This is a genomic window from Mesorhizobium sp. M0751, from assembly GCF_040320265.1.
Classification (GTDB): Bacteria; Pseudomonadota; Alphaproteobacteria; order Rhizobiales; family Rhizobiaceae; genus Mesorhizobium.
This window is the reverse complement of sequence record NZ_JAMYPH010000023.1, coordinates 52,501-77,402: the sequence shown is the minus strand read 5'-3', so window position 1 is coordinate 77,402 and position 24,902 is coordinate 52,501. Positions and strand designations below refer to the sequence as shown.

The window sequence follows — 24,902 nt, the reverse complement described above, 5'->3', positions numbered from 1 at the left end:
ATGCCCAAGATCCTGTCAACACACAGACTGCACCCTCGTGCCGCTTCCATGCTGACAGGGGCCGGCGAACTCGTCGTTGCTTCCGCCCTCGATGCGGCCACGCTTGCCGCCGAGGCAAGGGACGCCGATGTCATCATCGTTCGCGCTCCCTTGCCTGCGGCGCTTTTCGAAGGCGCGAAGAAGCTCAGGGCCGCGATCCGCCACGGCGCCGGGCTGGACATGGTACCGTTGGAAGCGGCCAATGCGGCCGGCGTGCTGGTGGCGAACGTGCCGGGGGTGAACGCGCGATCCGTCGCCGAATATGTGATGTTCGCGGCGCTGGCGCTGCTTAGGCACTTTCGTGTGTTGGACCGCGACTTGCGTGCGAAGGGCTGGCTGGCGGGCCGCGAACACACGGTGGTGGCCAGCGAGCTAGCGGGCAAGACGATTGGCATTGTCGGCCTCGGCGCGATCGGCCAGGCGGTTGGCCATATCGCGGCACATGGGTTCGATCTGAATGTGGTGGCGACGACCCGCAGCATGCGGCCGGCGCCGGACAGGGTCGGCTTCCTGTCGATCGATGCACTCATCGAGCAGAGCGACATCATCGTTCTGTGCTGCCCGCTGACGCCGGAAACACGGGGGCTGATCAGCCGGGAGCGCATTGACCGGATGAAGCCGGATGCGCTGCTGATCAATGTTTCGCGCGGGCCGGTAATCGATGACGACGCGCTGATCGAGGCCTTGCAGAAGGGCCGCATCGGCGGCGCTGCGCTCGATGTTTTTGCAACACAACCGCTGCCGCCCAACCATCCCTATTTCGGCTTCGACAACGTCATCGTCACCCCGCACATGGCCGGGATCACCGAGCAGTCGATGATGCGCATGGGCGTCGGCGCGGCTGGCGAAGCCTTGCTGGTGCTGGCCAACAGATTGCCGGTCAATCTACGCAACCCCGAAGTGGCCGAGCACTACCGGCGGCGGTTCCCTGTCGATCTCTGAGAACGCCTCAATTTTCCCGAACTCGCCGGCGATGGTGCCGGCCATGGTAAACGTCACAAAATTCCTGCTGACGGCCGGCTTCTGCGTGGCGACGGCGCAAGCCTTCGCCAACGGACAGGGCAGCTACGTGTTCTGCGACAACGGCTTGCGCTGCGTGGCGGCACCCTGTCCATCGAACAGCGCACTCGACCTCGCTACTGGTAAGCTCATCAAAGGCGTTTCAATCGACATCGATCGCCTGCCGCAGCAAGACAAGGCCCTCGATCTTTCGGACAAGCTCTATGCCGGCAAGGTCGTTGTTGTCGGCTCGATCGAGAACCGCACCCGGACCTTCAACGGCAAGCGGTACACCCTGCCTTGGCTGGTTGCCACCAGCATCGAACGCGCCGCCAAGGACAGCGAACGCGGCCACTGCTCGTCGCGCTGACACGCGCTATCGCATCAATTTGCAAGCAGCGCCTCCACGCCCGCTGCGATGCGCAGCAGGTCGTGGTCATGGCCATTGCGCGCCACCAGCATCAGCCCGGCCGGACGCGTCATTCCCGGCATGGGCAGCGAGATGGCTGATAGATCGAACTGGTTGGCGACCTGCGTGTTGCGCAGCAGAAGGCCTTCCGTCCTGTTGCACAGAGCCTCGTCGTCGGTCATCGAGACGATCGTCGGCGCCGTCACCGGCGTGGTCGGCAGGGCCAGCACGTCGACCGACGCCAGTCGCTCATCCATTGCGGCGGCCAGTGCCGTGCGGCGGCGCATTGCCCTGATATAGACCGTGGCCGGAATGGCGGCGGCGCGCGACAATGGTCCGCTTACCCGCGGATCAACCGGCGTCGCAGCTCCCGCCGCCAGCCAGTCGGCATGGATCTCCGCCCCTTCCATCGCCGCGATCGAGGCGCGCTTGGTGGCTGCGCGCAGATCGGCAAGCAGGTCGTCGATCGACAGTTCCGCAAGCCGTGCGCCGCTAAGCTCCATCTTGCGAAGACACCCGTCGAACGTTGTCGCGACCTCTTCCTGCGTATCATCGAACAGCACGCCGCGCGGAATGCCGATGCGCAGGCCGTCCAGCGGCAGCGGCAACAGTGCTGCCAGGTTTTCGCCCGACATCACTGCATCGGCCGCCGCACATTCGGCGACGGTGCGGGCCAGCGGACCGATCGAGTCCAGCGTGGCCGACAGCGGAAACGCACCCGCGAGCGGCACGCGCCGCGCCGTCGGCTTGAAACCGACGACGCCATTCAGCGATGCCGGAATGCGCACCGAACCACCCGTATCGGAACCGATGGAGATTTCGCTGGTGCCTTCGCCGACCGAAACCGCGGCGCCTGAGGACGAGCCGCCCGGAATACGGCTGGCATCGCTTGCATTGCCGGGCGTGCCGTAATGCGGATTGACGCCGATCGCGGTGAAGGCGAACTCGGTCATGCTGGTCTTGCCGAGGATGACTGCACCGGCCTGGCGCAGCCGTTGCACGACAATGGCATCCTGCAGCGCCGGAGCAGCCGTGGCGAGCAGCAAAGAGCCCGCCGTGGTCGGCTCGCCGGCGACATCGAACAGATCCTTGATCGAGACGATCGCCCCATCGAGCGGCCCGAACGTCACGCCGGCTTTTCGCCGCGCATCGGCGGCGTCCGCCGCCGCCCGTGCGGCTTCCGGGTAGAGCTTTACGAAAACGCTCTCATCGCCCGCGCGAGCGGCAAGACGCGAAAGAATTGCTTCGAGGCGATCACGGGCTGATTGCATCTTTCGGTGTCGGACTCCGCGCGCTTGCAACGTCTTAAGGCAGCAGCCAGAAGCTGGCCGCAGGAGACATAGCCCGGCACGGTCGGATTTGCACCTGTCGAACCGAAGGAGGAAGGCCCGATGCTCTACAAAGGCAGCTGCCACTGCGGCAAGGTCGCGTTCGAAGTCGAAGGCGAGTTGTCCGGAGCCGTTCGGTGCAATTGCTCGATCTGCTCGCGCAAGGGTGCACTGCTATGGGCAGTGCCGCATGAGAGCATGCGGGGGCTTGCCTGGGGCGATGATCTCGGCCGCTACAGCTTCGGCAACCACGTCATCGCCCACCGCTTCTGCCGCAGCTGCGGCATTCACCCCTTCGCCGAGGATGTCGGCGAAGAGAGCGGGCGAAGTGCCTATATCAATATTCATTGCATCGAGGCGTTGGACGTGGCCGCCGTGCCGGTCTTCGACTTCGACGGCCGTTCGATTTAGGCCTTGGGATCGTCGATCGGCTTGGGGCCAAGGAAGAACGCCGCCAGTGCCGCAAGCAACGTCGCCGCCGCGCAATAGGCGAAGGCGCTGGCAACGCCGGCATTGTCGACCAGCAGGCCGCCGAAGACGGCACCCAACGCGATGGCGACCTGGAACGTCATAACCATCAGCCCGCCGGCGCTTTCCGCCTGATCGGGGGCGGCCCGCACCAGCCAGGTCTGCAGCCCGACTGGGACGGCGCCGAAGGCAAAGCCCCAGCTGGCCACTGCTATTGCAGCCACCACGGGTGAGGCTCCGACCACCAGCAGCAACACCGCCGAAAACGCGATCAGCAGAGGCGCCAGGCTGACGGCTGCCTTGAGGCTGCGTTCGGCAATGAAGCCGCCGGCGAAATTGCCGAAAAAGCCACCAATGCCGTAGGCGAGCAGCACAAGCGAGATCGTCTCGATGTCCAGCGCAGGCACCTTCTCGAGAAACGGGCGGACATAGGTGAAGCCGGCAAAGTGTCCCGAGGCGACCAGCAACACCACCAGCAGTGCCACCCTGATCATCGGCCGCTTCATCACCTCCAGCAGCGTGCGAAAACCTGCCGTACCTGCCGGCGGCAGCTTCGGAATGGTAGCCACCTGCACCAGCAGCGCCAGCGCGCCGACCACCGCGGCGATCATGAACGCCGTCCGCCATCCCCAGATATCGCCGACATAGGCGCCGACCGGAGCCGCACAGACAGTTGCCACCGAAACGCCGGTGAGGATGATCGACATGGCGCGCGGCATCAGCCGCATCGGAACGAGCCGCATCGCCATGGCAGCCGACATCGACCAGAAGGCGCCGAGACTAATGCCAAGCATGATGCGGGCGATCAGAAGAACGGGAAGCGACGACGCAAACGCGGCTACCAGGTTTGACAGCACAAGCAGCACCGTCAGCGCCCACATGACCAGCCTGCGGTCCAGCCGCTTGGTGACAATGGCCATGGTCGGCGCCGCTATCGCACCAATGACAGCGGTGGCCGTTACCGCCTGCCCGGCGGCGCCTTCGGTGATGCCGAGATCCTGCGCAAGCGGCGTCAGCAGGCTGGCGGGCAGGAATTCCGCGGTCACCAGGCCGAAGACTCCGAGTGCCAGGGAGACCACCGCCCCCCATGCGGGTTCGGACCGTTCGGCGGTTTCCGATGGGTCGAGAACGGCGTCCATGACGCCTGTCGCGGGTTCGGTCATGAGGGATCTCCGTTCTGTTGCAGCGCAGCATTTGGCTGCAATGCAACATAGGGAGTGACTGGCTGGAGTTTCCATGCTAGAAACACCATTATGTTTGACCGTTCGTCCAAAATTCCAATCACCGGCGATCCGCTGACAGACATATTGCGCGGATTGCGTCTCGAAGGCGTCGATTACGGCCGTTGCGAGATGAAGGAACCTTGGGGCATCCATTTTCCGGCTCAGGCGGCGGCACGGTTTCATTTCATCGGCCGCAAAGGCTGCTGGTTGCTGCAGCCGTCCGGCGATTGGGTCGAGCTCAAGGCGGGCGACGCTGCCTTGTTGCCGCGCGGCTCAGCCCACACGCTGGCGAGCGAGCCGGGTATCGAGGCGGCGCCGATCCATGGCTATGAGGTCGAGGAAATCTGCAAGGGCGTCTATTGTATGTCGAATGACGGCGTGCCCGGCTGCCGTCCGGGCACCTTGCTGTTTTTCGGCAGCATGTATTTCAATCTCGATGGCTTGCACCCCTTGCTCGGCATGATGCCGGACGTGATGCGTGCGCATGAGTTGGAAGCCTATGAGCCGGGTATCCCGCATCTGCTGGAAGCGATGGCCCGCGAGGTCACGATGGAGCGCGTCGGCTCCGGCGGCATCCTGGCGCGGCTGGCCGATGTGCTTGCCGCGACCGTCATCCGCTCATGGGTCGAGCGCGGCTGCGGCGACTCTTCCGGATGGATTGCGGCGGTCAGGGACCGCGAGATCGGCCGGGTGCTGGCCGCGATCCATCTCGAACCGAATCGCGACTGGACGGTGGAGGCTCTGGCAAAGATGATGGGCGCCTCGCGATCAGGTTTCGCCGAGCGCTTCGCCACCATTGTCGGCGAAACACCGGCAAAGTACGTCACGCAGGTGCGGATGCACCAGGCGAGGCAATGGCTTGTCCGCGACCGGCTCAAGATTTCCGTCGTCGCGGCTCGCCTCGGCTACGAATCCGACGCCTCCTTCAGCCGCGCCTTCAAACGGGTCATCGGATCGCCACCCAGCCACTTCCGGGCCGAGGAACAGGCGGAGATCCGCTAACCTAATTAGGCCAGCCAAACGTTGGCCGGCTTATTGCTCGGTGATGCAGGCCGAGCCGGCGCTGCTCTTGCAATATTTACCGGAGGCCCCGCACCTGCCATCCGAGACTTCGACGACGGTGCCGCTCAACAACAGCTTGCAGTCGCTGGTGGACAGATTGACCGCGCCGTTGAGGTCCTTGATCTTCTTGGCGTCGACCTGCGCGCCGGCGACAACTTTCTTGGCTGCCTGCGCCTCGCCCAGATGCGCCGCCGACAATCCCATACCGGCGACAAGCAGGATCGTCGCAAAACTGCGTAACAGATTTCCCATAGCCAAACCCTCCGTATTTGGGTCTCCAAATTGGGCCTGCAAAAGCCCGTTTGAGACCAAAGGATCAGCCTATTCGACAAATCGGAGCATCCGCATCCCCCGTACGGGGGATGACGGGAGACAGCCAAGCGGAATCACACGGCATCGCACAAATGCCCGACTAAAACGGATAGATAGAACGGGATGCACGGTTCAACCTGAACGCATCCCGCTCTGGCTGCAGTAAAGAGCTTGTATTTAGCCGGCGTGACGCAGGCTTATTCCGCTGCCCTTGTCGAACAGCACCACCTTGTCCGGGTTCCAGGCAAAGCGCACCGGCTGCTCTATCTGGACGTCGGTCCTGGCCGGCACCGTGGCGCGCAGCATGGCGTCGCCGACCCGCAGCGTCAGGATCTTCTCGACGCCGTGGTTCTCGACGTCATGGACCCGCGCCTCGACCGGCGCGCCGGTCTCGAGATAGACGTCCTCGGGACGAATACCGAAGACGAGCGGGCGACCGTCGGTCGCCGCGCCCGTCTTGGCACCCCCCGAAGTCTTGGCACCCCCCGCAAACGGCAATTCGAAATTGAGCGGCGCCATCACCGCACGTCCGTTGACAAGCTTGCCGTCGATGAGGTTCATCGGCGGCGAGCCGACGAAGCTTGCCACGTAGGTGTCGCGCGGATTGTTGTAGATCTCGTACGGCGTGCCGGTCTGGACGATGCGGCCGTGATTGAGCACGCCGACCTTGTCCCCCATCGACATCGCCTCGATCTGATCGTGCGTCACGAACAGGAAGGTGGCGCCAAGCTGCATCTGCAGGTTCTTCAATTCGGTGCGTAGCGCCTCGCGCAATTTGGCGTCGAGCGCCGACAGCGGCTCGTCCATCAGGAATACCCGCGGCTTGCGCACGATGGCGCGACCGATCGAGACGCGCTGCATCTCGCCGCCTGAAAGCCTGTCGGTCTTACGGTCGAGCAGATGCTCGATCCGCAGAGTCCTGGCGGCGCGGTCGACACGATCCTTGATCTCGGCATCGGGCAGCCGGCGGATCTTCGGCTTCAGCGGAAATTCGAGATTTTCGCGCACCGTATAGCGCGGATAAAGCGAATATTGCTGCAGCACGAGCGCCACGTCGCGCTCGGCCGCGCCCCAGTCGGCGACATCGACGCCATCGATGAAGACCTGACCTTCGCTCGGTTTTTCCAGGCCGGCAATCATGCGCAGCGTCGTCGTCTTGCCGGCGCCGGTCTCGCCAAGCAGGACGAAGAACTCGCCATCCGCGATGTCGAGATCGAGCCCGGTCAAGGCGGTGTGGTTGCCGAACTTCTTCGAGATGTTCTTGAGCTGGATGTGGGCCATCAGAGTCTCACTCCCAGCGATTTGCCGCTCGCCGTGTCGAAGAAATGCGCCTGGCTGGGATCGATTCTGACGAAGACCCTTTCGCCGGGGCCGCCGATGAAGCCGCTCTTGGTGCGCGCACGCAGCATCTTGGAGCCGACCTTGAGGTCGACGATGTCGAAGGACCCGAGCGGCTCGACGATCTGCGTCTCCACCGGCAAGAATCCCTCGGCGGCTTCGCGGCGGACGAGGACGCCTTCCGGCCGGATGCCGAGCGCGAGCTGGCCGCCGGCATGGCCGTTGAGCTTCGACAACAAGGCGCGCGGGAATTCGAAACCGGCGGCCGCATCGCCGACCGTGACCGAGGCCGATGAGGCTTTCTCGGTCACCGAAGCGTCGGCGACGTTCATCACCGGGCTGCCGACAAATTGCGCGACGAAAAGATTCGCCGGATGCGAATAGACCTCGTCCGGCGAGCCGACCTGCTGCAGCACACCTTCATGCATGATGACGATGCGATCGGCGAGGCTCATCGCCTCTATCTGGTCGTGGGTGACGTAGATGCTGGTCGAGCCCTGCTTGATGTGCAGCCGCTTGATCTCGGCCCGCATCTCCTCGCGCAGCTTGGCATCGAGCGCCCCGATCGGCTCGTCCATCAGCATCGCCTTCGGCCGCCGCACCAAGGCCCGGCCGATCGCCACGCGCTGCATGTCGCCACCCGACAGCGCCGACGGTTTCCTGGCGAGGAGATCGCTGATCTGCAGCGTCTTGGCGACCGAGCGCACCTCGCTGTCGATCTCGGCCTTGCTCTTACGCGTCGCCCTCAGCGGAAAAGCGATGTTCTCGTAAACGCTCATATGTGGATAGAGCGAAAACGACTGGAAGACCATGGCGATGTCGCGGTCGGCGGCCTTGAGGTGCTGGACCGGCTTGCCGTCGATGAGGATGTCGCCGCCATCGATCGTCTCCAGCCCGGCGATGGCGCGAAGCGTCGTCGTCTTGCCGCAGCCCGACTGGCCCAGCAGCACGATGAACTCATTGTCGTCGATCTTCAGGTTGAGGTCCTTGATGACCTGGACGGCGCCGAAATATTTCTGGACGCCGCGAAGCTCGATCTGGGTCAATGCTGTGCCCCCGGATTTGCCCCTTGCCCGGTGCCGGCCTTCTCCTCCGGCGCGATTTTGGAGGTGATGTTGAAGCCGATCAGGCCGATCAGGATGATGGTCACGCCGTAGCTGTGCAGCAGCATATTCCACGGCTGGCAGAGCGCGATGATGCCGAGCACCATCAGCACCTGGCTGCCCGGTTCGAGATATTTCTGGTTGATGTCGCGAAAGCTCATTTGCGGATCGCTCCAAACGACATTCCGCGCAGCAGATGGTTGCGGAGCAGGAAGGTGAAGATTGCGACCGGCAGCAGGAACAGGAAGGTTCCGGCGGCGATCACCGTCCAGTCCGGCAGGCCGGCGCCGACCTGGCTGGGAATGAAAGGCGGTGCTGTCTGGGCGCGGCGGCTGGTCATGATCAGTGCGAAGGCATATTCGTTCCACGCGGTGATGAAGCAGAACACGGCGGTGGCGGCGATGCCGGTGGCGGCCTCGGGCAGCACGATCTTGAAGAAGGCCTCCATGCGCGTATAGCCGTCGACGAGGGCCGCCTCCTCATACTCCTTGGGGATCTCGTCCATGAAGCCTTTCATCAGCCACACCGAGAAGGACAGGTTGAAAGCGGTGTAAAGGATGATCAGGCCGATATGGGAATCGTTGAGGCCGACCGCCCGGTACATCAGGAACATCGGAATGGCGACGACCACCGGCGGCAGCATGCGCGTCGACAGGATGAAGAACAGCAGGTCCGCCTCGCCTTTTACCTTGAAGCGCGAGAACCCATAGGCGGTGAAGGTGCCCATGCCGACGGCCAGGACGGTCGAGGTTATGGCAACGATCAGCGAGTTCATGAAACGGCTCGGATAGCCCGACCACTGCACCTGGCCCTTGCCGTCGCGCACGATCTTTTCGCCGCCATTGAAGACGACGCGCTCCCACCACGGCGCAGCCGCGTACTCCTCCGGCGACGGCGGGCTGCGCAGCTGCGAACGCTTGGTGAACAACTTGACGAAGGGCGATATCTCCGGCTGGAAAACCACCGTCGGCGGAATGGTGGTGGCGAGGTTGCGCGGCTTGAACGCCGTCGAGGCTATCCAGTAGATCGGCGCCAGGAAGATGATCGTCACCAGCAGGACAGCGACGATGGCGACCCGGTTGAAGGTGATTTCGGAAGAAGTGCGGACTGCGGCCATCTCAGCGCTCCTTCACCTTGTTGAGGTATTTGACATAGATGTTGGTGATCGCCAGCACCATGATCAGCACGATGTAGGCGAGCGCGCAGGAACGCCCGGTCTGCCATTCCTGGAACGCCATCTTGTAGAGCCGGATCGAGATCAGCTCGGCCGTCGGCTGGCTGGTCAGGATGTAGGCGAGGTCGAAGGTCTTGAACGCCTCCATGGTGCGGAAGATGACCGCAATCATCAGGATCGGCGCAACCAGCGGCAGCGTTATGCGGAAGAAGGTGTAGAACGGCCCGGCCCTGTCGATTGCTGCTGCCTCGTAGAGATGCTTGGGCACGGCCGACAGGCCGGCCAGCGACAACAGCATGACGAAGGGCGACCACATCCAGATGTCGGTCAGCGCGACCGCATAGAGCGCCATTTTCGGATTCGACAGCCATTCGAAGGTGCCGAGGCCCAGCGCATAATTGATGATGCCGAAGGACGGATCGTAGAGCAGCTTCCAGAACAGGCCGACGACGGCCATCGACAGCATCATCGGCAACAACAGGAGCGTCGTCAGCAGGCCCTTGAGCGGAATGTCGCGGTTGAGCAGCATGGCCACGCCGAAGCCGACGAGCAGCTGGCCGGCGACCGAGATGATGACGTATTTTGCGGTGATGGCGAAGTTGGACCAGACATAGGGATCGCTGAGCAGGTCGCGATAGTTCTGCAGCCCGACGAAATTCGCCGCCGCGCTGGTCGAGGCGCGGAAATCGGTGAACGAATAGCCCAGCGAATAGATCAGCGGGAAGATGTTGAAGACGATCAGGAACAGGATCGTCGGGATAATGAAGAGATTGCGGATAGAAATGTCGCTGAGACCGCGAGCGGCGGCCCGCGAGGACCTGTCCAGCGTGGTGATCATCGTGGTCGCCAAGACCCTGCTCCCAGTTCAGAAATCAGAAAGATTTCAAAAATCAGAAAAAGAAACGGAGGAGGCACGAACGCCCCCTCCGTGACACTTCATGCTTATTGGCCGCGGCCGTATTTCTTGAAGGTCGCGTTCCAGTCGGCTGCCAGTGCGTCCAGCGTCTCCTTGGCGGTGCCTTCGCCGCCGATCATGTAGGGATAGATGCGCTGGTTGAGCTGCTGCAGCAGTTCCGCATATTCCGGAACCGCCCAGAAATCCTTGACCTTGAACATGGTCTCGTAGAACGCCTTGTTGTAGGGGGTGGCGTTCTGGAATTCGGGTGACTTGAGCACAGCGGCACTGCAGGTGTAGCCGCCAAGCGCTGCCCATTTCTTCTGGGTCTCGTCCTTGATGAACCATTCCAGGAACTTCGTCGCCTCTTCCTGCTTCTGCGAGTAAGAAACGATGGAGATGCCCTGACCGCCGAGTGCGGCGAACTGATCGCCGTTCGGGCCGGGAGGATTGGCGAAGAAACCGGTGTTCTTGGCATTCGGGTTCGACGCCTCGTTGATCAGCGAGGGGAAGAACGCGAAGTAGTTCATACTCATCGCGGCCAGGTTTTCAGTGATCGCCTGGTTGTCCTCGACGAAGAACGACTTGGCCCAGCCCGGAGGCGTGAACTTGTAGAGTTCCTTGTAGGCGTCGAGCGCCGCGATCGCCTTGTCGGAGTTGATGAAGCCATCGACCTTGTAGGTCTTATAGTCACCCAGCTCGCCGCCAAAGGAGAACAGCGCGTTTTCGAAGCCCATCGCCATCGCGTCATACGAATTGTCGGTGTAGATGGCGATGCCGTATCGCTTCTGATCCGGCCTGTAGAAGAATTCAGCGATGTCGCGCAGCGCCTTGAAATCCTTCGGCACGTCGAGATCGTAGCCATACTTGGCCTTGAAGGCTTCCTTTTCCTTGGGGTCTTCGAACCAGTCCTTGCGATAGGACCAGCCGACGGCGTCGCCTTCGAGCGGAATGGCCCAGTATTTGCTGCTGCCGCCCGGATATTCGGCATAGTATTTCACCGTCGCCGGTGCCATCACTTCACCGACCTTGTGCTTGTTGAAGAAGTCGGTCAGGTCGACATAGTGGCCACCGGTCGAGCCGGCACCGAGCCATTGCGAGTCGCCGACGACCATATCGTAGGCGTCGCCATGGGCGTTGAACTCGGTGAAGGCCTTGGTCTGGAAGTCGGGCCACGGTGTGGTTTCCACCGTGATCTTGACGCCGGTTTCCTTCTCGTACTCGTTGCCGAGTTCCTGCAGGTAATTGGCCGGATCCCATTCCGCCCAGAAGATTGTAAGTTCCTTTTCCTGCGCGTAGACGGACGTTCCGCAGGCGAGCACTAGGCCGATACCAGCAAGCAAGCTGGTCATTGTCTTGCGCATAATGATTTCCTCCCTTGTGCGCATTCTACCGCGTCATGCGAGCCGGCGGCGAGGCCGGCCCTGGTAGTCCTCCCGTGACGGCACCGTTCCGGTTTTTGAACCTCCTCGTTCAACCGAAACGGATCTTAGCCTTCACCCTTGATCCGCTTTATTTGTCCTGATCTGGTATTACCAATTTCAGACGAACGTCAAGCCCTTTCTTGGACGGTGGCGGACACGCAGACAAGTTGGTTTCTGCGATATCTGCCTGTTTTCCCTGAATTTTCCTACTCCTTGATACATGAATGCCTTACCTGGGCCGCTGCATCGCTAGTAGTATGAACAATCAGGTTGAAAATCTGGTCGAACCAGATTGGCGTTATCTAGCGGCCGTCGTCGGCGCGATCCCATCTCCTTCAATCATCGATTCGGTCATAGCCGCGCGCACCAGAGCGCCGGCCGTCCACTGAGCGACCGACATCATTCTGCGGCTATCCAATCCCCATATATCCTTCAATACGATGAGCATCTCAACACCGAAGATCAATGACAGCGCCTGCGCGAGCCGCTTGAATTCGCGCGGCGGCAACCGGCCTTTGAGTGGCGCGATCGCATCCTTCAAAAGGTCGACGCGATGGCCGCGGGTGAAGGCCGGCTCACCGCCCAGCGTCCCTGCCTGTCGCTGCGCCCACTGGTCGAGCGACAGTTTCAGCGCCGCCTTGAACGTCGCTTCGAAGACCTCGATGCGCGGCATGGCGGTCTCGAACAGCTCGGCGACCCGGCGCTCGGGATCGGCAGAGCTCGATTGCCAGGTAAGGATCGGCCCGAGCCCTTCGTCCACCACCGCCTGCACCAGCGCCGCCTGGCTCGGAAAATACCGATAAGCGGTGGCGCGGGAGACTTCCGCTGCTTCCGCCACCTCGCTGACGGAGGGCGTGGCGCCCGCCTGCATCAGCTTTGTCGCCGTCTCCAGCATGAGACGCCTGGTGCGCGCGCGGGCCCCGCGCTCTACCCGCGGGCTGGCGCCTTGGCCGGCGTCGTCGTTCACTGTCGCTTGTTGACGTGAGACATCCATGTCAATACGATACGCGCGTCTCAAAAAATTGCAACGGCCCTTCGCCCATCGAACGGCCGGGCAAACGGGTGGCAGCGCCGAGCACGCCCAAGACCGGGGAAACGCGATGAAGCGGATCTATGTGGTGGGCACCGCCGACACCAAGGGTGAGGAACTCGCTTTTCTGTCCGATGCAGTCGCGGCTACCGGCGCTTCGATTGTCCGCGTCGACATCGGAACACGCGGCGCGACCGTGCCGGTCGATGTTTCGGCAGACGAGGTCGCCAGCCGCCATCCCGAGGGTCGCAATGCCGTGCTCGGCATTGACGATCGCGGCACCGCGGTGGCGGCGATGGCCGCCGCCTTTGCCCGGTTTGTCCAGTCGCGCGGCGATATTGCCGGGATTATCGGTATCGGCGGCGGCGGCGGCACCTCGATCATCACCGCAGGAATGCGCACGCTGCCGCTCGGCCTGCCGAAGATCATGGTTTCGACCTTGGCCTCCGGCGACACCGCACCTTATGTCGACATCTCCGACATCGTGATGATGCCGTCGGTGACCGACATGGCCGGCCTCAACCGGCTTTCCCGTGCCGTGCTGCACAATGCCGCCCAGGCGATATCAGGCATGGCGGCAAAGCCGGCGCCGCCGGCCGACGGCAGACCCTCGATAGGCCTGACCATGTTCGGCGTCACCACGTCATGCGTGACCGCGATCGCCGACGAGCTTCGTTCGACCTATGACTGCATGGTCTTTCATGCCACCGGAACCGGCGGCCGGACCATGGAAAAATTGGCGGACAGCGGCCTGTTGTCGGGCGTCATCGACATCACAACGACCGAAGTCTGCGACTTGCTGCTTGGCGGCGTGCTGCCGGCGACCGAAGATCGCTTTGGCGCCATCGCCCGCACCGGGCTGCCTTATGTCGGCTCGGTCGGCGCGCTCGACATGGTCAATTTCTGGGCGCCGCCGACAATTCCGGAACGCTATCGCGGCCGGCTGTTCTATGAGCACAATCCAAACGTCACACTGATGCGCACCACTGCCGACGAAAGCAGAACGATCGGCGAATGGATCGGTACAAGCCTGAGCCTCTGCCAGGGTCCGGTTCGTTTCCTCATTCCGGAGAAAGGCGTGTCGGCGCTCGACATCGAAGGCGGCGCCTTCTTCGACCCTGAAGCCGATGCCGCATTGTTCGAGGCGATCGAGCGTACCATCAAACCCGCCAAAACGCGGCGCGTACTGCGCCTGCCGCTGCACATCAACGATCCGGAATTCGCCTGGGCCGCCACAACGGCCTTCCTCGACATCGCCAGACAGTGAGACATCAATACATGACCGCCATACCGCGCAAAAAAATGCTGGAGAAATTCCGCAAGATGATCGCGGACGGTGTTCCGATCGTCGGCGGCGGTGCCGGCACCGGCCTGTCGGCCAAGGCCGAGGAAGCCGGCGGCATCGACCTGATCATCATCTACAATTCCGGCCGCTACCGCATGGCCGGGCGGGGCTCGGCCGCCGGCCTGCTCGCCTATGGCAACGCCAACGAGATCGTCAAGGAGATGGCCTACGAAGTGCTGCCGGTGGTGAAGAAGACGCCGGTGCTGGCCGGCGTCAACGGCACCGATCCGTTCGTCATCATGCCGCTGCTTTTGGCCGAGTTGAAGACGATGGGCTTTTCCGGCGTGCAGAACTTTCCGACCATCGGCCTGTTCGACGGCCAGATGCGGCAGAGTTTTGAAGAAACCGGCATGGGCTTCGGGCTCGAGGTCGACATGATCGCCGAGGCTCACAAACTCGACCTGTTGACCACGCCCTATGTCTTCAACCCAGACGAGGCGCGCGCCATGACAGAAGCCGGCGCCGACATCGTCGTCGCTCATATGGGGGTGACCACGGGCGGCTCGATCGGCGCGACATCGGCCAAATCGCTGGACGATTGTGTCAGCGAGATCGACGCCATTGCCGAAGCGGCACGCTCAGTGCGCGAGGATATAATCCTGCTTTGCCATGGCGGGCCGATCTCGATGCCGGACGACGCCAGATATATTCTCGAGCGCTGCAAGGGCCTGCACGGGTTCTATGGCGCGAGTTCGATGGAACGGCTGCCGGCGGAAGCTTCGATCGCCAGGCAAACGGCGGATTTCAAGGCCGTCACGTTCGGCGCTGCGTAGAAGAAGGGGTGAGACGATGACCGACAACAGCAAGGTGTTCGTATACCCAAAAGACGTCAGCGCCTTCGGCTTCGACTGGGGCAGGCTGTCGCTGACGGTCGCTCCCGAAGTGAACGGCGCGAAGCGCTTTTCCGGTGGTGTCGTCGACCTGCCGTCGGGCAAGGGCCATACGCGTCATAACCATCCGGGTGCCGAGGAGATCATTTTCGTCATCTCAGGCAATGGCGAGCAGATGGTCGAAGACGAGAAGGGCAATCCGGTCGTCGAGAAGGTCGGCCCCGGTTGCACCATCTATGTGCCGGAAAGCCGCTTCCATTCGACGCTCAATACCGGCGACGCGCCGATGCAGCTTTTCGTCGTCTATTCGCCGGCCGGGCCGGAATTGGCACTGCGCGACCTGCCGGATTTCAGGTTGCTGCTGCCAGGCGGGAATTGAGATAGACGGCGCCTAAGCTCCACCCCTGTTCCAGCCCCTGCCGCGATCGCCGAACATGACGTAGCCGGCATCGGTCACCGCCACCGTGTCCTCCAGCTTGATGAAGCCGCGCGTCGGGTGGAGCATGGTCGTCTCGACCGAAAGCACCATGTTCTTCTCCAGCGGCTTTGCGGCATAGGTGCCTTCATAGGTCACCGGATGGTTGGTCATCAGGAACGGCGCTTCGTGCGTGATCAGCCCCATGCCATGCGCGAAGAAATCGGTATACGGCGCAACCTTCGACGCTTTCAGCACGCCTTCGGCATGAGAAATCATTTCACCGCCCAGCGTGCCCGCCTTGACCTTGGAGAAGGCCGCCTGCTGCACTGTCTCGATCTCGGCCAGCAGATCCTCGAGTTCGGCGTCAGGCTCGCCCAGCACGCCCATGCGGCAAAGGTCGCCGATATAGCCGTGGTAGTTGCCGCCGGAATCGATCGACATAACCTCGCCCTTTTTCCACGCCTGCGGCGAGGCAGCACGGTTGTGGCTGGAGCCTAGCGTCAACAGGCAATATTCGAAATGCGCACCGCGATTTGTCTCCTCGCGCCTGAGCTGCTCAATGATCTCGCTCTTGGTCGTGCCTTCGCGTGCCCAGCCGATGGTCGCCAGCATGGAATCGGTGATCAGCTCCGATGCAATGCGCAGCTTCTCCAGCTCGGCCTCGGTCTTGATTGCCCGCATGCGCTCCAGCATATCAGTCGCGTCGATCAGCTTGGCGTCCGGCAGCGCGTTGCGGATCAGCATATAGGCGTCGGACGGCAGGAAGGCGGGCTCGATGCCGATGCGGGCGTTGTCCTTGCCGATCTTCCGCAAATGCTCGACTGCCAGATTGGCGGCATCGAGCGTTCCCCAGCAGGCGGCATGCAGTGTCGGCGTCCAGAACGGATGGTTCTGGTGCTCGCCGCCTTCCATGCGGTTGCCGATATAGGCGGCATGCTCCGGCCCGCCTTGCTCATAGACGACAACAGGCAGATAGCGGCTATGGCCGATTGCATCCATGGCGGCGAAAAAGATGAACTTATAGCCGCCAAGCAGATATTGCGTGTTGTGCTTGGAGGTGGCGAGCAGCACGTCGATACCGGCCTCCTCCATCAGCCCGTCCACCCTGGCCTGGTCGAACGGCACGCTGCCGACGGCATTCTTGCCTGGGGCAATGTTCATGTCTCTCTCCCTGAAATCCCTTGGCCGGCCGCTCGCCGGCACCGGCTTTTCCGGCTCCGATCCTCAGCTATGCTCAAATCTGCATCATTTTGCCCGATGTGGTCCAGCCAGAATGGAGCGAACCAGCCCCAAAAGCTGCTCCACCTGCTGTGCTTTACTCCAGTCTGGTCTTGCCAGAACCGCGCATCGAACCGTCTTCTGTACAACTGGTCCAGCGGACAGAAATTTCAAAGCCACGTAAAAATGCGCCAATTCCGTCTTTGGTGAAACCCCGCACAAGGCCCATAATCAGCTTTGCGGGATGCTTGCGAGCGTCCGAGGGGGACGGCGGACCCGGCCGGGTCCGCGGAGAGGACGGAGTTCGATCATGCCAGAGTTCACCATTTCCAGACGGACGATGCTTGCGGGTTCGGCATTGCTGCTGGCCTCTACCGCGATGCCGACGATCGGTTGGGCGCAGACGCCGAAAAAGGGCGGACGACTGGTTGTCGCCGCTGATTCCGAGCCGCGCAATCTCAATCCGGCGATTGTCGCCTCGAACGGCGTCTTCTTCATTTCGAGCAAGATCGTGGAAACCTTGGCCGAGGCCTCCTTCGGCGGCAAGGACGGGCTCGATCCACGCCTGGCGCTCAGCTGGGAAGGTGCCGCCGACGGCCTGTCGGTGACGTTCAAGCTGCGCGAGGGCGTCAAATGGCATGACGGCAAACCCTTCACCTCAGCCGATGTCGCCTTCTCGGCGCTGCAGGTCTGGAAGCCGCTGCAGAATCTCGGCCGCACCGTGTTCAAGGATCTGGAGGCGGTCGACACGCCGGACGAAACCACCGCCGTGTTCAAATTCGCCAAGCCGACACCGTTCCAGCTGATCCGCAACGCCTTGCCGGCGCTGAGCAGCGTGGTGCCCAAGCACATCTACGAGACCGGAAAGATCGAGGACAACCCGGCCAACAACGCCCCGGTCGGCACCGGACCGTTCAAATTCGCCGAATACAAGCCCGGCCAATATTACCGGCTGGAGAAGAACACCGACTATTGGGGCAAGGACGAGCCCTATCTCGACGAGATCATCTATCAGGTGCTGCCCGACCGCGCCTCCGCCGCCAGCGCACTCGAGGCCGAAGAGATCCAGCTCGCCGCCTTCTCCGCCGTGCCTCTGGCCGATCTCGACCGCATCTCCAAAGTGTCCGGACTCAAGGTGATCACCAAGGGTTATGAAGGGCTGACCTATCAGCTCATCGTCGAGATCAATCATCGCCGCAAGGAGCTGGCCGACCTGAAAGTACGCCAGGCGATCGCTCACGCCATCGACAAGGATTTCGTCGTCAAGACCGTATTCCTTGGCTATGCCGCCACCGCCACTGGCCCGGTGCCGAAGAACGACCCGCAATTCTACACCGCCGACGTGCCGACCTACGCCTTCGACGTCGCCAAGGCCAACGCCTTGCTTGACGAGGCCGGCTACAGCCGAGGCGATGACGGCAAGCGCTTTTCACTGAGGTTGCTGCCGGCGCCCTACTTCAACGAAACCAAGCAGTTCGGCGACTATCTGCGCCAGGCGCTCGCCGCCATCGGCATCGATGCCCAGCTGGTCAACAACGACTCTGCCGCGCATATCAAGGCTGTCTACACCGACCACGCCTTCGACCTTGCGGTTGGGCCGCCGGTGTTCCGCGGCGATCCGGCGATCTCGACCACCATCCTGGTGCAGAGCGGCATTCCCGACGGCGTGCCCTTCTCCAACCAGGGTGGTTACAAGAACGTCGATCTCGACGCCCTGATCGCCAAGGCATCGGAGACGCTCGACACCGCCGCCCGAACCGCACTCTACAAGGAGTTCCAGAGGAAAGTTGCCGCCGACCTGCCCCTGATCAACGTCGCCGAATGGAGTTTCATCAGCGTCGCCCGCGATACGGTCAAGAACATCGCCAACAACCCGCGCTGGGCGGTATCGAACTGGGGGGACACCTATTTGGCGAGTTGACCTCCAGACTTGCAGATCGACGGCCTGGGTGCTCAGATTCGACAATGAGAGTTCCTTCGCGCCCCCCTCTGTCCTGCCGGACATCTCCCCCACGAGGGGGGAGATTGGCAGCGTTGGCGCCTCGCCCAGTCCTGCAACGTAGGAGATTGGCCAAAGCCGCAATGACGGCCGATCTCCCCCCTCGTGGGGGAGATGTCCGGCAGGACAGAGGGGGGCGCCGTAGAACGCAATCTCAAGTGGCCGGCAGCGGTGCCCTTTCCCCATGACCCGCGCTGTCATCCTCCTTCGCCGCCGTCTCGTCGGCAGCATTTTCGTGCTGCTGATTGTCGTCATCGGCACCTTCCTGTTGCTCGAAGCCGCTCCCGGCGACGCGGTCGATGCCTACATCGTCTCAACCGGCGGCGACGCCGGCATGATCGAGCTGTTGCGTCACCGTTGGGGTCTCGACCAGTCGGAGCTGACGCGGCTCGCCAATTATCTTTGGGCGCTGCTGCATCTCGATCTCGGCCAATCGGTCGCCTTTTCGCGGCCGATCCGCGACGTCATCCTCGAGCGCCTGCCCAACACGCTGCTGTTGATGGGCAGCGCCACTGCGCTCTCCTTCGGTCTCGGTTCGGCGCTCGGCATCTATGCCGGCGCCAGACCCGGCAGCTTCCGTGATCGCTTCCTGTCCATCGGTTCGCTGGCGCTCTATGCCGTGCCGGGCTTCTGGCTCGGGCTGGTGCTGATCATTGTCTTCGCCGTCGACCTGCGCTGGTTTCCGATCGGCGGCATCGAGAGTATCGTCTCGGCCAGGACTGGCCTCGACCGCGCCGCCGATATCGCCTGCCATCTCGTCCTGCCGGTTTCGGCGCTCGGCTTCATTTATCTCGCGCTCTATCTGCGCATGATGCGCGCCGGTATGGCCGAGGTGTGGCGACAGGACTTTGTGCTGGCCGCCCGTGCCAAGGGACTTTCCCGCCGTCGAATCGTGCTCGCTCACGTCGCCCGTAACGCGCTGTTGCCGCTGGTCACCATGCTCGGCCTGCAGTCCGCGCAAATGCTGGGCGGCAGCGTCGTCATAGAAAGCGTCTTTTCAGTGCCAGGCCTCGGCCGGCTGGCGCAGGAAGCGGTGGCCGCGCGCGACACGCCTTTGCTGCTCGGCATCATTCTCGCCAGCGCCGTCCTGGTCGTCATCATCAACCTTCTCGTCGACATCGCCTACGCCTTCCTCGATCCGCGCGTCGGGGCCAGTGAGGCCGGCGCGTGAACCCGCTTCGCCGCTTTCTTCGCACGCCGGAAGCGATCGCCGGCGCAGTCATCCTGGCGGCGCTGTTTGCCGTGGCACTTGCCGCACCTTTGTTCTTTCCCGGCGATCCCCAGGCGATTGCCGGGCCGGCATTGCTGCCGCCGTTCCAGGATTGGTCGCTGCCACTCGGCACCGACCGCCTCGGCCGTGACGTCCTTGCCGAGCTTTTCCACGGCGCCCGCACCTCGCTGGCGGTCGGGCTGGCTGCGGCAGCCGCCGCCCTTGCCGTCGGTGCCGTGATCGGCACGGTGGCCGGCTTTGCCGGCGGCCTTGTCGACGAGATGCTGATGCGCATCACCGACGCTTTCCAGACCGTCCCAGCCTTCCTGCTGGCTTTGGCTTTCGTCAGCATCGTCGGGCCGTCGCTCGGCGTCGTCGTCGCGGCGATCGCGCTGGGCGCCTGGACCGGACCGGCACGCGTGGCGCGGGCCGAAGTGCTGTCGATCCGCGAGCGCGATTTTGTTGCCGGCGCCCGCGTCATCGGCATGCATCCGCTGGAGATCGCCTTTCGCGAGGTGCTCCCCAATGCGCTGCCGCCGGTAATGGCCTTGTCGTCGGTGATCGTCGCGGCGGCGATTCTCACCGAAGCGGCGCTGTCCTTTCTCGGCCTCGGCGATCCCAACCGGGTTACCTGGGGCGGCATGATCGCCGAAGGCCGCGCCGTGCTGCGCACGGCGCCGTTCCTGTCGATCATTCCGGGCGCAGCACTCGTGCTGACCGTGCTCGGTGTGTATCTCACCGGCGAAGGCGTCGTCGAGACGACGGCGGTGAGGAGGAGCCTGTCGTGACGGCGCTTGCTTCGATCCGCAATCTGACGGTGACCTATCGCCGCGACGGCGCCGAGGTGGCGGCGCTGAAGAATGTCGGCTTCGACATCACCGCCGGCGAGCGCTTTGCCATCATCGGTGAAAGCGGTTCGGGCAAGAGCACCTTGGCGCTGGCCATTGCCGGGCTGCTGCCGGCCACCGCCGGGATCGAAGGCCGCATCGATTGGCTCTTGCGCCAACCTGCCAGTCTTCGCGACCATGCTCTAATCGGCGGCCGTGACATCGGTTTCATCTTCCAGGATCCATCCGCCAGCCTCGACCCGGTGATGCCAATCGGCATGCAGATCGCTGAGGTCGCCTACACCCATCTCGGCCTTACTTGGTCGCAATCCTACGCCAGGGCAAAAACCCTGCTAGAACGCGTCCGTCTGCCCGACCCCAATGCCGCCCTGAGAGCCTACCCACATCAGCTCTCCGGCGGCCAGAAGCAGCGCGTGGCGATCGCCGCCGCGATTGCGGCCGGGCCGAAGCTGCTGATCGCCGACGAGGCGACCAGCGCGCTGGACACCATCGTGCAGGCCGAGATCGTCGGGCTGATCCGGCGACTAGTGTCCGAGGACGGCATGACGCTGCTGTTCGTCAGCCACGACATCGCGCTGGCCGCCGGGCTTGCAGAGCGCATCGCGGTGTTCCGGTACGGCGAGTTGCTCGAGCTGGGTTCGACGGCCCAAATCGTCAATGCGCCGCGTCACCCATACACTCGTGTGCTGCTTGACGCTCATCTCGGCCTCGACGCCGAGCCGCTTTTGCGGCGAACATGACCAATCCGCTGCTCGCCGTTTCCGGCCTGACCAAACGATACCGTCGCGGCGGCAAGATCATCGCCGCGGTCGACGACGTTTCCTTCCACATCGAACCCGGCGAGACGCTGGCGCTGGCCGGACCTTCCGGCAGCGGCAAGTCGACGATAGCTCGTCTGGTGCTCCGGCTCATCGAAGCCGATACCGGCCGTATCGAATTTGAAGGCGGCGATTTCCTGTCGCTGAACGGCGCTGCCTTGCGCGACCGGCGCGCTCGCCTGCAGATGGTGTTTCAGGATCCGCTCGCCGCCTTGAACCCGCGCGCCACGGTGGCGCGTGTGCTCGACGATCCCTTGCGCATTCATCACGTCGCCTCTCGTGCCGAGCGCCCGCGCCGTATTGCCGCTCTGCTGGAACGCGTCGGCCTCAGCCCCGGTCTCGCCGGCCGCGCCATTCACGAAATCTCCGGCGGTCAGCGCCAGCGCGTTGCAATCGCCCGCGCTATCGCCACGAAACCGTCGCTGGTCGTGCTCGACGAGGCCGTATCGGCGCTCGACGTTTCGGTGCGCGCGCAGATCCTGCGGCTGCTGCTCGACCTTCAACGCGCGGAGCGCATCGCCTATCTGTTCATTTCGCACGATCTCGGCGTCGTCCGTGCCATCGCCCACCGCATCGCCATTCTGGACGCCGGGCGGATTGCCGAGAGCGGCGATGCCCGCACCGTCATCGACGCGCCGCAATCCGCGATCGGCAAGGCGCTGGTGGCGGCAGCGCCGAGACTGTCAAGGATCGAACAGGACGCATCATGACCGACGCCGAAGCCCGAGCCGAAAAACTGTCGCGCGAACTCGATTCCGCCTTCCGCAATCGCGCCGATCTCTATCGTCTGTTGCTCGACGAGCTGACCGCGGAAGTGGGCGCGGAAAAAGCCGAGGCGATCATGATCCGCACCATCGAACGGCGCGGCAGGGAAGTTGCGGCGGCGGCCTTCGCCGATTTCGGCCCGAACGACGCACCGGCAATCGGCGAGGCGTTCCTGGCCGTCAGCCCGGATGGTGGCCGAATGTATCCGGCCGACGTCGAACGCAGCCAAGATCGCATCGCCGTCAAGGTCAGGCGCTGTCCGCTGAAGGACGCCTGGGTCGAGGCCGGCGTCGGCGACGAGAAGCTCGCCACGCTCTGCCGCATCGCCGGCGCCTTCGACCGTGGTCTGTTCGAGGCCGCCGGAGTGCGCTTCGACAACGTCACCTGGACGCCGGGCCACGGTTCCGGTTGCTGCCACATCGCCTTGACCAACCGGGATGCCGGTTAGAGCTGCAGCTCGAGCCATGTCGGCGACGACGTAGAGTTCCGCTCCGTTGGGCAGCACGGAGCCAAAAAAACCGGCGCCATAAGGCAAGCGGGGTTTTGATGTGTGCATCGCGAGGAATTGGTGCCGGCCGGGCGGCATCTTTGTAGGTTCATGGCTGTCGCCTCAAGCCACGGCAATCAAATCAATCCGAGATTTTGTCGGATTGCGGCATTCTTGTTCGTCTTCTGTAGGGGAGTTCCTGGAGGTGAATTATGAGCGAATTGCCGGTGGTCAAAACGCGACGGAAAGGCAAAACCCTTACGCAGAGCATGCTGATCCCAACCGAGAAAATGGTCGCTGACGAGCTGCGGGCTGCGCGACCTGGCCACTTGTCGACCTTGCAGAGTTACGACGTAAGCTCGCGGCAAAATACGGAGCAGACGCCTGCTGCCCAGTGACTGTGCGGCGGCACTTGGTGCATATCAGTCAAGACGGCAGCGCGCCCTTTTGGCGCGTCGTAAATCCCGATCGGCCATTCGCCCGACGTATGAGAGGTGGATCGGAACACATACGCGAAAAATTGGCCGCGGAATGCTAAGTCTCCTGTTGCCGTACTTCAGCGCATACGAAAACGGCCCGCACAAGGCGGGCCGTTTTCGAATTTGGTTGCGGGGACAGGATTTGAACCTGTGACCTTCAGGTTATGAGCCTGACGAGCTACCGGGCTGCTCCACCCCGCGTCAACCCTAAAGGTAAGCCTTGGCTCACCGAATTCAAGCTTCCGCCAAATGAAAGGGCCGCTTGCGCGGCCCGGAGTCCCGTTGGCGGGCCTGTTCGTAAGGAGAAGATTAAACAACGTGCGCTTGGCAGACCTGGCAGCGACCTACTCTCCCGCGTCTTGAGACGAAGTACCATCAGCGCTGGAGCGTTTCACGGCCGAGTTCGGAATGGGATCGGGTGCAGCCGCTCCGCCATAACCACCAGGTCGGCAAAACGCACGTTGCTCGAGAAGCTGTTTTCCGTGCCATCCATCGTGTTCACGATGGGCATTAGGAATGAGAACGATCAAGCCGATCGAACTATTAGTACCGGTAAGCTTCAAGCGTTGCCGCTCTTCCACACCCGGCCTATCAACGTGGTCGTCTTCCACGGTTCTCAGGGAATACTCGTTTTAAGGTGGGTTTCCCGCTTAGATGCCTTCAGCGGTTATCCCGTCCGGATATAGCTACCCTGCTATGCGGCTGGCGCCACAACAGGTCCACCAGAGATCCGTCCATCCCGGTCCTCTCGTACTAGGGACAGATCCTTTCAATATTCCTACACCCACGGCAGATAGGGACCGAACTGTCTCACGACGTTCTGAACCCAACTCACGTACCGCTTTAAATGGCGAACAGCCATACCCTTGGGACCTGCTCCAGCCCCAGGATGCGATGAGTCGACATCGAGGTGCCAAACAACCCCGTCGATATGGACTCTTGGGGGTCATCAGCCTGTTATCCCCGGCGTACCTTTTATCCGTTGAGCGATGGCCCTTCCACGCGGGACCACCGGATCACTATGACCGACTTTCGTCTCTGCTCGACTTGTCAGTCTCGCAGTCAGGCAGGCTTATGCCATTGCACTCAGCGAACGATTTCCGACCGTTCTGAGCCCACCATCGCGCGCCTCCGTTACTCTTTAGGAGGCGACCGCCCCAGTCAAACTACCCACCATACATTGTCCCGGACCCGGATAACGGGCCGCGGTTAGACATCCATAGTGATAAGGGTGGTATTTCAAGGGTGGCTCCACCTGAGCTGGCGCCCAGGTTTCAAAGCCTACCACCTATCCTACACATGCCACTACGAATGCCAATGTAAAGCTATAGTAAAGGTGCACGGGGTCTTTCCGTCTAACCGCAGGAACCCCGCATCTTCACGGGGAATTCAATTTCACTGAGTCTATGCTGGAGACAGCGGGGAAGTCGTTACGCCATTCGTGCAGGTCGGAACTTACCCGACAAGGAATTTCGCTACCTTAGGACCGTTATAGTTACGGCCGCCGTTTACTGGGGCTTCGATTCAGAGCTTGCACCCCTCCTCTTAACCTTCCAGCACCGGGCAGGCGTCAGACCCTATACGTCGTCTTGCGACTTCGCAGAGCCCTGTGTTTTTGATAAACAGTCGCTACCCCCTGGTCTGTGCCACCCTCCCATGCTTGCGCATGAAAGGGTCACGC

General features: G+C 62.6%; 24 protein-coding genes, 1 tRNA gene, 2 rRNA genes and 1 pseudogene (1 of these 28 running past the window's edge). 14 read left to right on the top strand and 14 right to left on the bottom strand.

The window, feature by feature from the left end; genetic code table 11:
• Together NKI19_RS27610 and NKI19_RS27605 are read left to right on the top strand one after the other, a co-directional pair.
• On the top strand, positions 1 to 981 hold the full coding sequence (locus tag NKI19_RS27610; protein ID WP_352491778.1) for a hydroxyacid dehydrogenase: 981 nt from the start codon (positions 1 to 3) through the stop codon (positions 979 to 981).
• Between the two features lie 43 nt (positions 982 to 1,024).
• The gene (locus NKI19_RS27605) at positions 1,025 to 1,408 is read left to right on the top strand and encodes a hypothetical protein (protein WP_352491779.1); all 384 of its coding nucleotides are present in this window, start codon (positions 1,025 to 1,027) and stop codon (positions 1,406 to 1,408) included.
• Positions 1,409 to 1,422: 14 nt separating this feature from the next.
• Here NKI19_RS27605 and NKI19_RS27600 read toward each other — a convergent pair whose 3' ends face one another.
• Positions 1,423 to 2,718, bottom strand: a complete 1,296-nt coding sequence (locus NKI19_RS27600) for an amidase (protein ID WP_352491780.1) — start codon at positions 2,716 to 2,718, stop codon at positions 1,423 to 1,425.
• 120 nt (positions 2,719 to 2,838) lie between these two features.
• On the opposite strand from NKI19_RS27600, the gene NKI19_RS27595 reads away from it, so the two are divergent.
• Positions 2,839 to 3,186 carry a GFA family protein gene (locus NKI19_RS27595; RefSeq protein ID WP_352491781.1) on the top strand — a complete coding sequence of 116 codons (348 nt, stop codon included), beginning with the start codon at positions 2,839 to 2,841 and terminating at the stop codon, positions 3,184 to 3,186.
• Here NKI19_RS27595 and NKI19_RS27590 read toward each other — a convergent pair.
• Positions 3,183 to 4,406 (bottom strand): MFS transporter, encoded by a 1,224-nt coding sequence (locus NKI19_RS27590; RefSeq protein WP_352565585.1) that lies wholly within the window; start codon positions 4,404 to 4,406, stop codon positions 3,183 to 3,185. The genes NKI19_RS27595 and NKI19_RS27590 overlap by 4 nt on opposite strands.
• Positions 4,407 to 4,496: 90 nt before the next feature.
• On the opposite strand from NKI19_RS27590, the gene NKI19_RS27585 reads away from it, so the two are divergent.
• Positions 4,497 to 5,468, top strand: a complete 972-nt coding sequence (locus tag NKI19_RS27585; protein ID WP_352491783.1) for an AraC family transcriptional regulator — start codon at positions 4,497 to 4,499, stop codon at positions 5,466 to 5,468.
• Between the two features lie 30 nt (positions 5,469 to 5,498).
• Here NKI19_RS27585 and NKI19_RS27580 read toward each other — a convergent pair whose 3' ends face one another.
• The 8 genes from NKI19_RS27580 to NKI19_RS27545 all read right to left on the bottom strand — a co-directional run bounded on the left by NKI19_RS27580 (position 5,499) and on the right by NKI19_RS27545 (position 12,768).
• Positions 5,499 to 5,780 (bottom strand): hypothetical protein, encoded by a 282-nt coding sequence (locus tag NKI19_RS27580; protein WP_292661206.1) that lies wholly within the window; start codon positions 5,778 to 5,780, stop codon positions 5,499 to 5,501.
• 237 nt (positions 5,781 to 6,017) lie between these two features.
• Entirely contained in the window at positions 6,018 to 7,121 is a 1,104-nt protein-coding gene (locus NKI19_RS27575) for an ABC transporter ATP-binding protein (RefSeq protein ID WP_023722319.1), read from the bottom strand.
• A complete protein-coding gene (locus NKI19_RS27570; protein WP_352491784.1) occupies positions 7,121 to 8,224 on the bottom strand; it encodes an ABC transporter ATP-binding protein in 1,104 nt (367 codons plus the stop codon). Before NKI19_RS27570 ends, NKI19_RS27575 begins: the two co-directional genes overlap by 1 nt.
• On the bottom strand, positions 8,221 to 8,442 hold the full coding sequence (locus tag NKI19_RS27565) for a hypothetical protein (protein ID WP_023675179.1): 222 nt from the start codon (positions 8,440 to 8,442) through the stop codon (positions 8,221 to 8,223). Before NKI19_RS27565 ends, NKI19_RS27570 begins: the two co-directional genes overlap by 4 nt.
• Complete coding sequence (locus NKI19_RS27560) at positions 8,439 to 9,398, bottom strand: carbohydrate ABC transporter permease (RefSeq protein ID WP_352484970.1); 960 nt, start codon at positions 9,396 to 9,398, stop codon at positions 8,439 to 8,441. Before NKI19_RS27560 ends, NKI19_RS27565 begins: the two co-directional genes overlap by 4 nt.
• A gap of 1 nt (position 9,399) precedes the next feature.
• Complete coding sequence (locus NKI19_RS27555; protein ID WP_254816733.1) at positions 9,400 to 10,305, bottom strand: carbohydrate ABC transporter permease; 906 nt, start codon at positions 10,303 to 10,305, stop codon at positions 9,400 to 9,402.
• Between the two features lie 92 nt (positions 10,306 to 10,397).
• A complete protein-coding gene (locus tag NKI19_RS27550; protein WP_352491785.1) occupies positions 10,398 to 11,714 on the bottom strand; it encodes an ABC transporter substrate-binding protein in 1,317 nt (438 codons plus the stop codon).
• A gap of 358 nt (positions 11,715 to 12,072) precedes the next feature.
• On the bottom strand, positions 12,073 to 12,768 hold the full coding sequence (locus NKI19_RS27545) for a TetR/AcrR family transcriptional regulator (RefSeq protein WP_352491786.1): 696 nt from the start codon (positions 12,766 to 12,768) through the stop codon (positions 12,073 to 12,075).
• A 106-nt stretch (positions 12,769 to 12,874) separates the two neighbouring features.
• Between NKI19_RS27545 and NKI19_RS27540 the strand changes: the two genes are divergently transcribed.
• The 3 genes from NKI19_RS27540 to NKI19_RS27530 are packed head-to-tail and all read left to right on the top strand — an operon-like array spanning position 12,875 to position 15,358.
• A complete protein-coding gene (locus NKI19_RS27540) occupies positions 12,875 to 14,071 on the top strand; it encodes a Tm-1-like ATP-binding domain-containing protein (RefSeq protein WP_352491787.1) in 1,197 nt (398 codons plus the stop codon).
• Positions 14,072 to 14,082: 11 nt separating this feature from the next.
• Positions 14,083 to 14,922: a phosphoenolpyruvate hydrolase family protein gene (locus NKI19_RS27535; protein ID WP_352491788.1), complete on the top strand. Its 840-nt coding sequence runs from the start codon at positions 14,083 to 14,085 to the stop codon at positions 14,920 to 14,922.
• Between the two features lie 16 nt (positions 14,923 to 14,938).
• Entirely contained in the window at positions 14,939 to 15,358 is a 420-nt protein-coding gene (locus tag NKI19_RS27530; protein WP_352491789.1) for a cupin domain-containing protein, read from the top strand.
• A gap of 12 nt (positions 15,359 to 15,370) precedes the next feature.
• Here NKI19_RS27530 and NKI19_RS27525 read toward each other — a convergent pair whose 3' ends face one another.
• Positions 15,371 to 16,558: a M24 family metallopeptidase gene (locus NKI19_RS27525; RefSeq protein WP_352565583.1), complete on the bottom strand. Its 1,188-nt coding sequence runs from the start codon at positions 16,556 to 16,558 to the stop codon at positions 15,371 to 15,373.
• 367 nt (positions 16,559 to 16,925) lie between these two features.
• Here NKI19_RS27525 and NKI19_RS27520 point away from each other — a divergent pair, with 367 nt between their 5' ends.
• From NKI19_RS27520 to NKI19_RS27490, 7 genes and pseudogenes are all read left to right on the top strand, one after another.
• On the top strand, positions 16,926 to 18,536 hold the full coding sequence (locus NKI19_RS27520; RefSeq protein ID WP_352565581.1) for an ABC transporter substrate-binding protein: 1,611 nt from the start codon (positions 16,926 to 16,928) through the stop codon (positions 18,534 to 18,536).
• 262 nt (positions 18,537 to 18,798) lie between these two features.
• On the top strand, positions 18,799 to 19,785 hold the full coding sequence (locus NKI19_RS27515) for an ABC transporter permease (protein ID WP_352565579.1): 987 nt from the start codon (positions 18,799 to 18,801) through the stop codon (positions 19,783 to 19,785).
• The gene (locus NKI19_RS27510; protein ID WP_352709312.1) at positions 19,782 to 20,612 is read left to right on the top strand and encodes an ABC transporter permease; all 831 of its coding nucleotides are present in this window, start codon (positions 19,782 to 19,784) and stop codon (positions 20,610 to 20,612) included. Before NKI19_RS27515 ends, NKI19_RS27510 begins: the two co-directional genes overlap by 4 nt.
• Positions 20,609 to 21,412 carry an ABC transporter ATP-binding protein gene (locus NKI19_RS27505; protein WP_352566941.1) on the top strand — a complete coding sequence of 268 codons (804 nt, stop codon included), beginning with the start codon at positions 20,609 to 20,611 and terminating at the stop codon, positions 21,410 to 21,412. Before NKI19_RS27510 ends, NKI19_RS27505 begins: the two co-directional genes overlap by 4 nt.
• Positions 21,409 to 22,200, top strand: coding sequence for an ATP-binding cassette domain-containing protein (locus tag NKI19_RS27500; RefSeq protein ID WP_352566939.1), 792 nt, complete (start codon positions 21,409 to 21,411; stop codon positions 22,198 to 22,200). Before NKI19_RS27505 ends, NKI19_RS27500 begins: the two co-directional genes overlap by 4 nt.
• On the top strand, positions 22,197 to 22,703 hold the full coding sequence (locus NKI19_RS27495) for an L-2-amino-thiazoline-4-carboxylic acid hydrolase (protein WP_352566937.1): 507 nt from the start codon (positions 22,197 to 22,199) through the stop codon (positions 22,701 to 22,703). The genes NKI19_RS27500 and NKI19_RS27495 overlap by 4 nt, the downstream gene beginning before the upstream one ends.
• A 251-nt stretch (positions 22,704 to 22,954) precedes the next feature.
• A pseudogene (locus NKI19_RS27490) lies at positions 22,955 to 23,280 on the top strand (hypothetical protein).
• A gap of 65 nt (positions 23,281 to 23,345) precedes the next feature.
• Here NKI19_RS27490 and NKI19_RS27485 read toward each other — a convergent pair.
• From NKI19_RS27485 to NKI19_RS27475, 3 genes are all read right to left on the bottom strand, one after another.
• Positions 23,346 to 23,422 (bottom strand) — tRNA-Met (locus tag NKI19_RS27485).
• Positions 23,423 to 23,552: 130 nt separating this feature from the next.
• Positions 23,553 to 23,667 (bottom strand): 5S ribosomal RNA (rrf, locus tag NKI19_RS27480).
• 76 nt (positions 23,668 to 23,743) lie between these two features.
• A 23S ribosomal RNA gene (locus NKI19_RS27475) occupies positions 23,744 to 24,902 on the bottom strand (it continues 1,640 nt past the right edge of the window).

Excerpts from the sequence above, each read along its gene's own strand:
- NKI19_RS27525 (WP_352565583.1), bottom strand. The coding sequence starts at position 16,558 with ATGAACATTGCCCCAGGCAAGAATGCCGTCGGCAGCGTGCCGTTCGAC.
- NKI19_RS27565 (WP_023675179.1), bottom strand. The coding sequence starts at position 8,442 with ATGAGCTTTCGCGACATCAACCAGAAATATCTCGAACCGGGCAGCCAG.
- NKI19_RS27540 (WP_352491787.1), top strand. The coding sequence starts at position 12,875 with ATGAAGCGGATCTATGTGGTGGGCACCGCCGACACCAAGGGTGAGGAA.
- NKI19_RS27560 (WP_352484970.1), bottom strand. The coding sequence starts at position 9,398 with ATGGCCGCAGTCCGCACTTCTTCCGAAATCACCTTCAACCGGGTCGCC.
- NKI19_RS27495 (WP_352566937.1), top strand. The coding sequence starts at position 22,197 with ATGACCGACGCCGAAGCCCGAGCCGAAAAACTGTCGCGCGAACTCGAT.
- NKI19_RS27530 (WP_352491789.1), top strand. The coding sequence starts at position 14,939 with ATGACCGACAACAGCAAGGTGTTCGTATACCCAAAAGACGTCAGCGCC.
- NKI19_RS27585 (WP_352491783.1), top strand. The coding sequence starts at position 4,497 with ATGTTTGACCGTTCGTCCAAAATTCCAATCACCGGCGATCCGCTGACA.
- NKI19_RS27515 (WP_352565579.1), top strand. The coding sequence starts at position 18,799 with ATGACCCGCGCTGTCATCCTCCTTCGCCGCCGTCTCGTCGGCAGCATT.
- NKI19_RS27500 (WP_352566939.1), top strand. The coding sequence starts at position 21,409 with ATGACCAATCCGCTGCTCGCCGTTTCCGGCCTGACCAAACGATACCGT.
- NKI19_RS27600 (WP_352491780.1), bottom strand. The coding sequence starts at position 2,718 with ATGCAATCAGCCCGTGATCGCCTCGAAGCAATTCTTTCGCGTCTTGCC.
- NKI19_RS27590 (WP_352565585.1), bottom strand. The coding sequence starts at position 4,406 with ATGACCGAACCCGCGACAGGCGTCATGGACGCCGTTCTCGACCCATCG.
- NKI19_RS27550 (WP_352491785.1), bottom strand. The coding sequence starts at position 11,714 with ATGCGCAAGACAATGACCAGCTTGCTTGCTGGTATCGGCCTAGTGCTC.
- NKI19_RS27520 (WP_352565581.1), top strand. The coding sequence starts at position 16,926 with ATGCCAGAGTTCACCATTTCCAGACGGACGATGCTTGCGGGTTCGGCA.
- NKI19_RS27605 (WP_352491779.1), top strand. The coding sequence starts at position 1,025 with ATGGTAAACGTCACAAAATTCCTGCTGACGGCCGGCTTCTGCGTGGCG.
- NKI19_RS27535 (WP_352491788.1), top strand. The coding sequence starts at position 14,083 with ATGACCGCCATACCGCGCAAAAAAATGCTGGAGAAATTCCGCAAGATG.
- NKI19_RS27545 (WP_352491786.1), bottom strand. The coding sequence starts at position 12,768 with ATGGATGTCTCACGTCAACAAGCGACAGTGAACGACGACGCCGGCCAA.
- NKI19_RS27575 (WP_023722319.1), bottom strand. The coding sequence starts at position 7,121 with ATGGCCCACATCCAGCTCAAGAACATCTCGAAGAAGTTCGGCAACCAC.
- NKI19_RS27595 (WP_352491781.1), top strand. The coding sequence starts at position 2,839 with ATGCTCTACAAAGGCAGCTGCCACTGCGGCAAGGTCGCGTTCGAAGTC.
- NKI19_RS27580 (WP_292661206.1), bottom strand. The coding sequence starts at position 5,780 with ATGGGAAATCTGTTACGCAGTTTTGCGACGATCCTGCTTGTCGCCGGT.
- NKI19_RS27610 (WP_352491778.1), top strand. The coding sequence starts at position 1 with ATGCCCAAGATCCTGTCAACACACAGACTGCACCCTCGTGCCGCTTCC.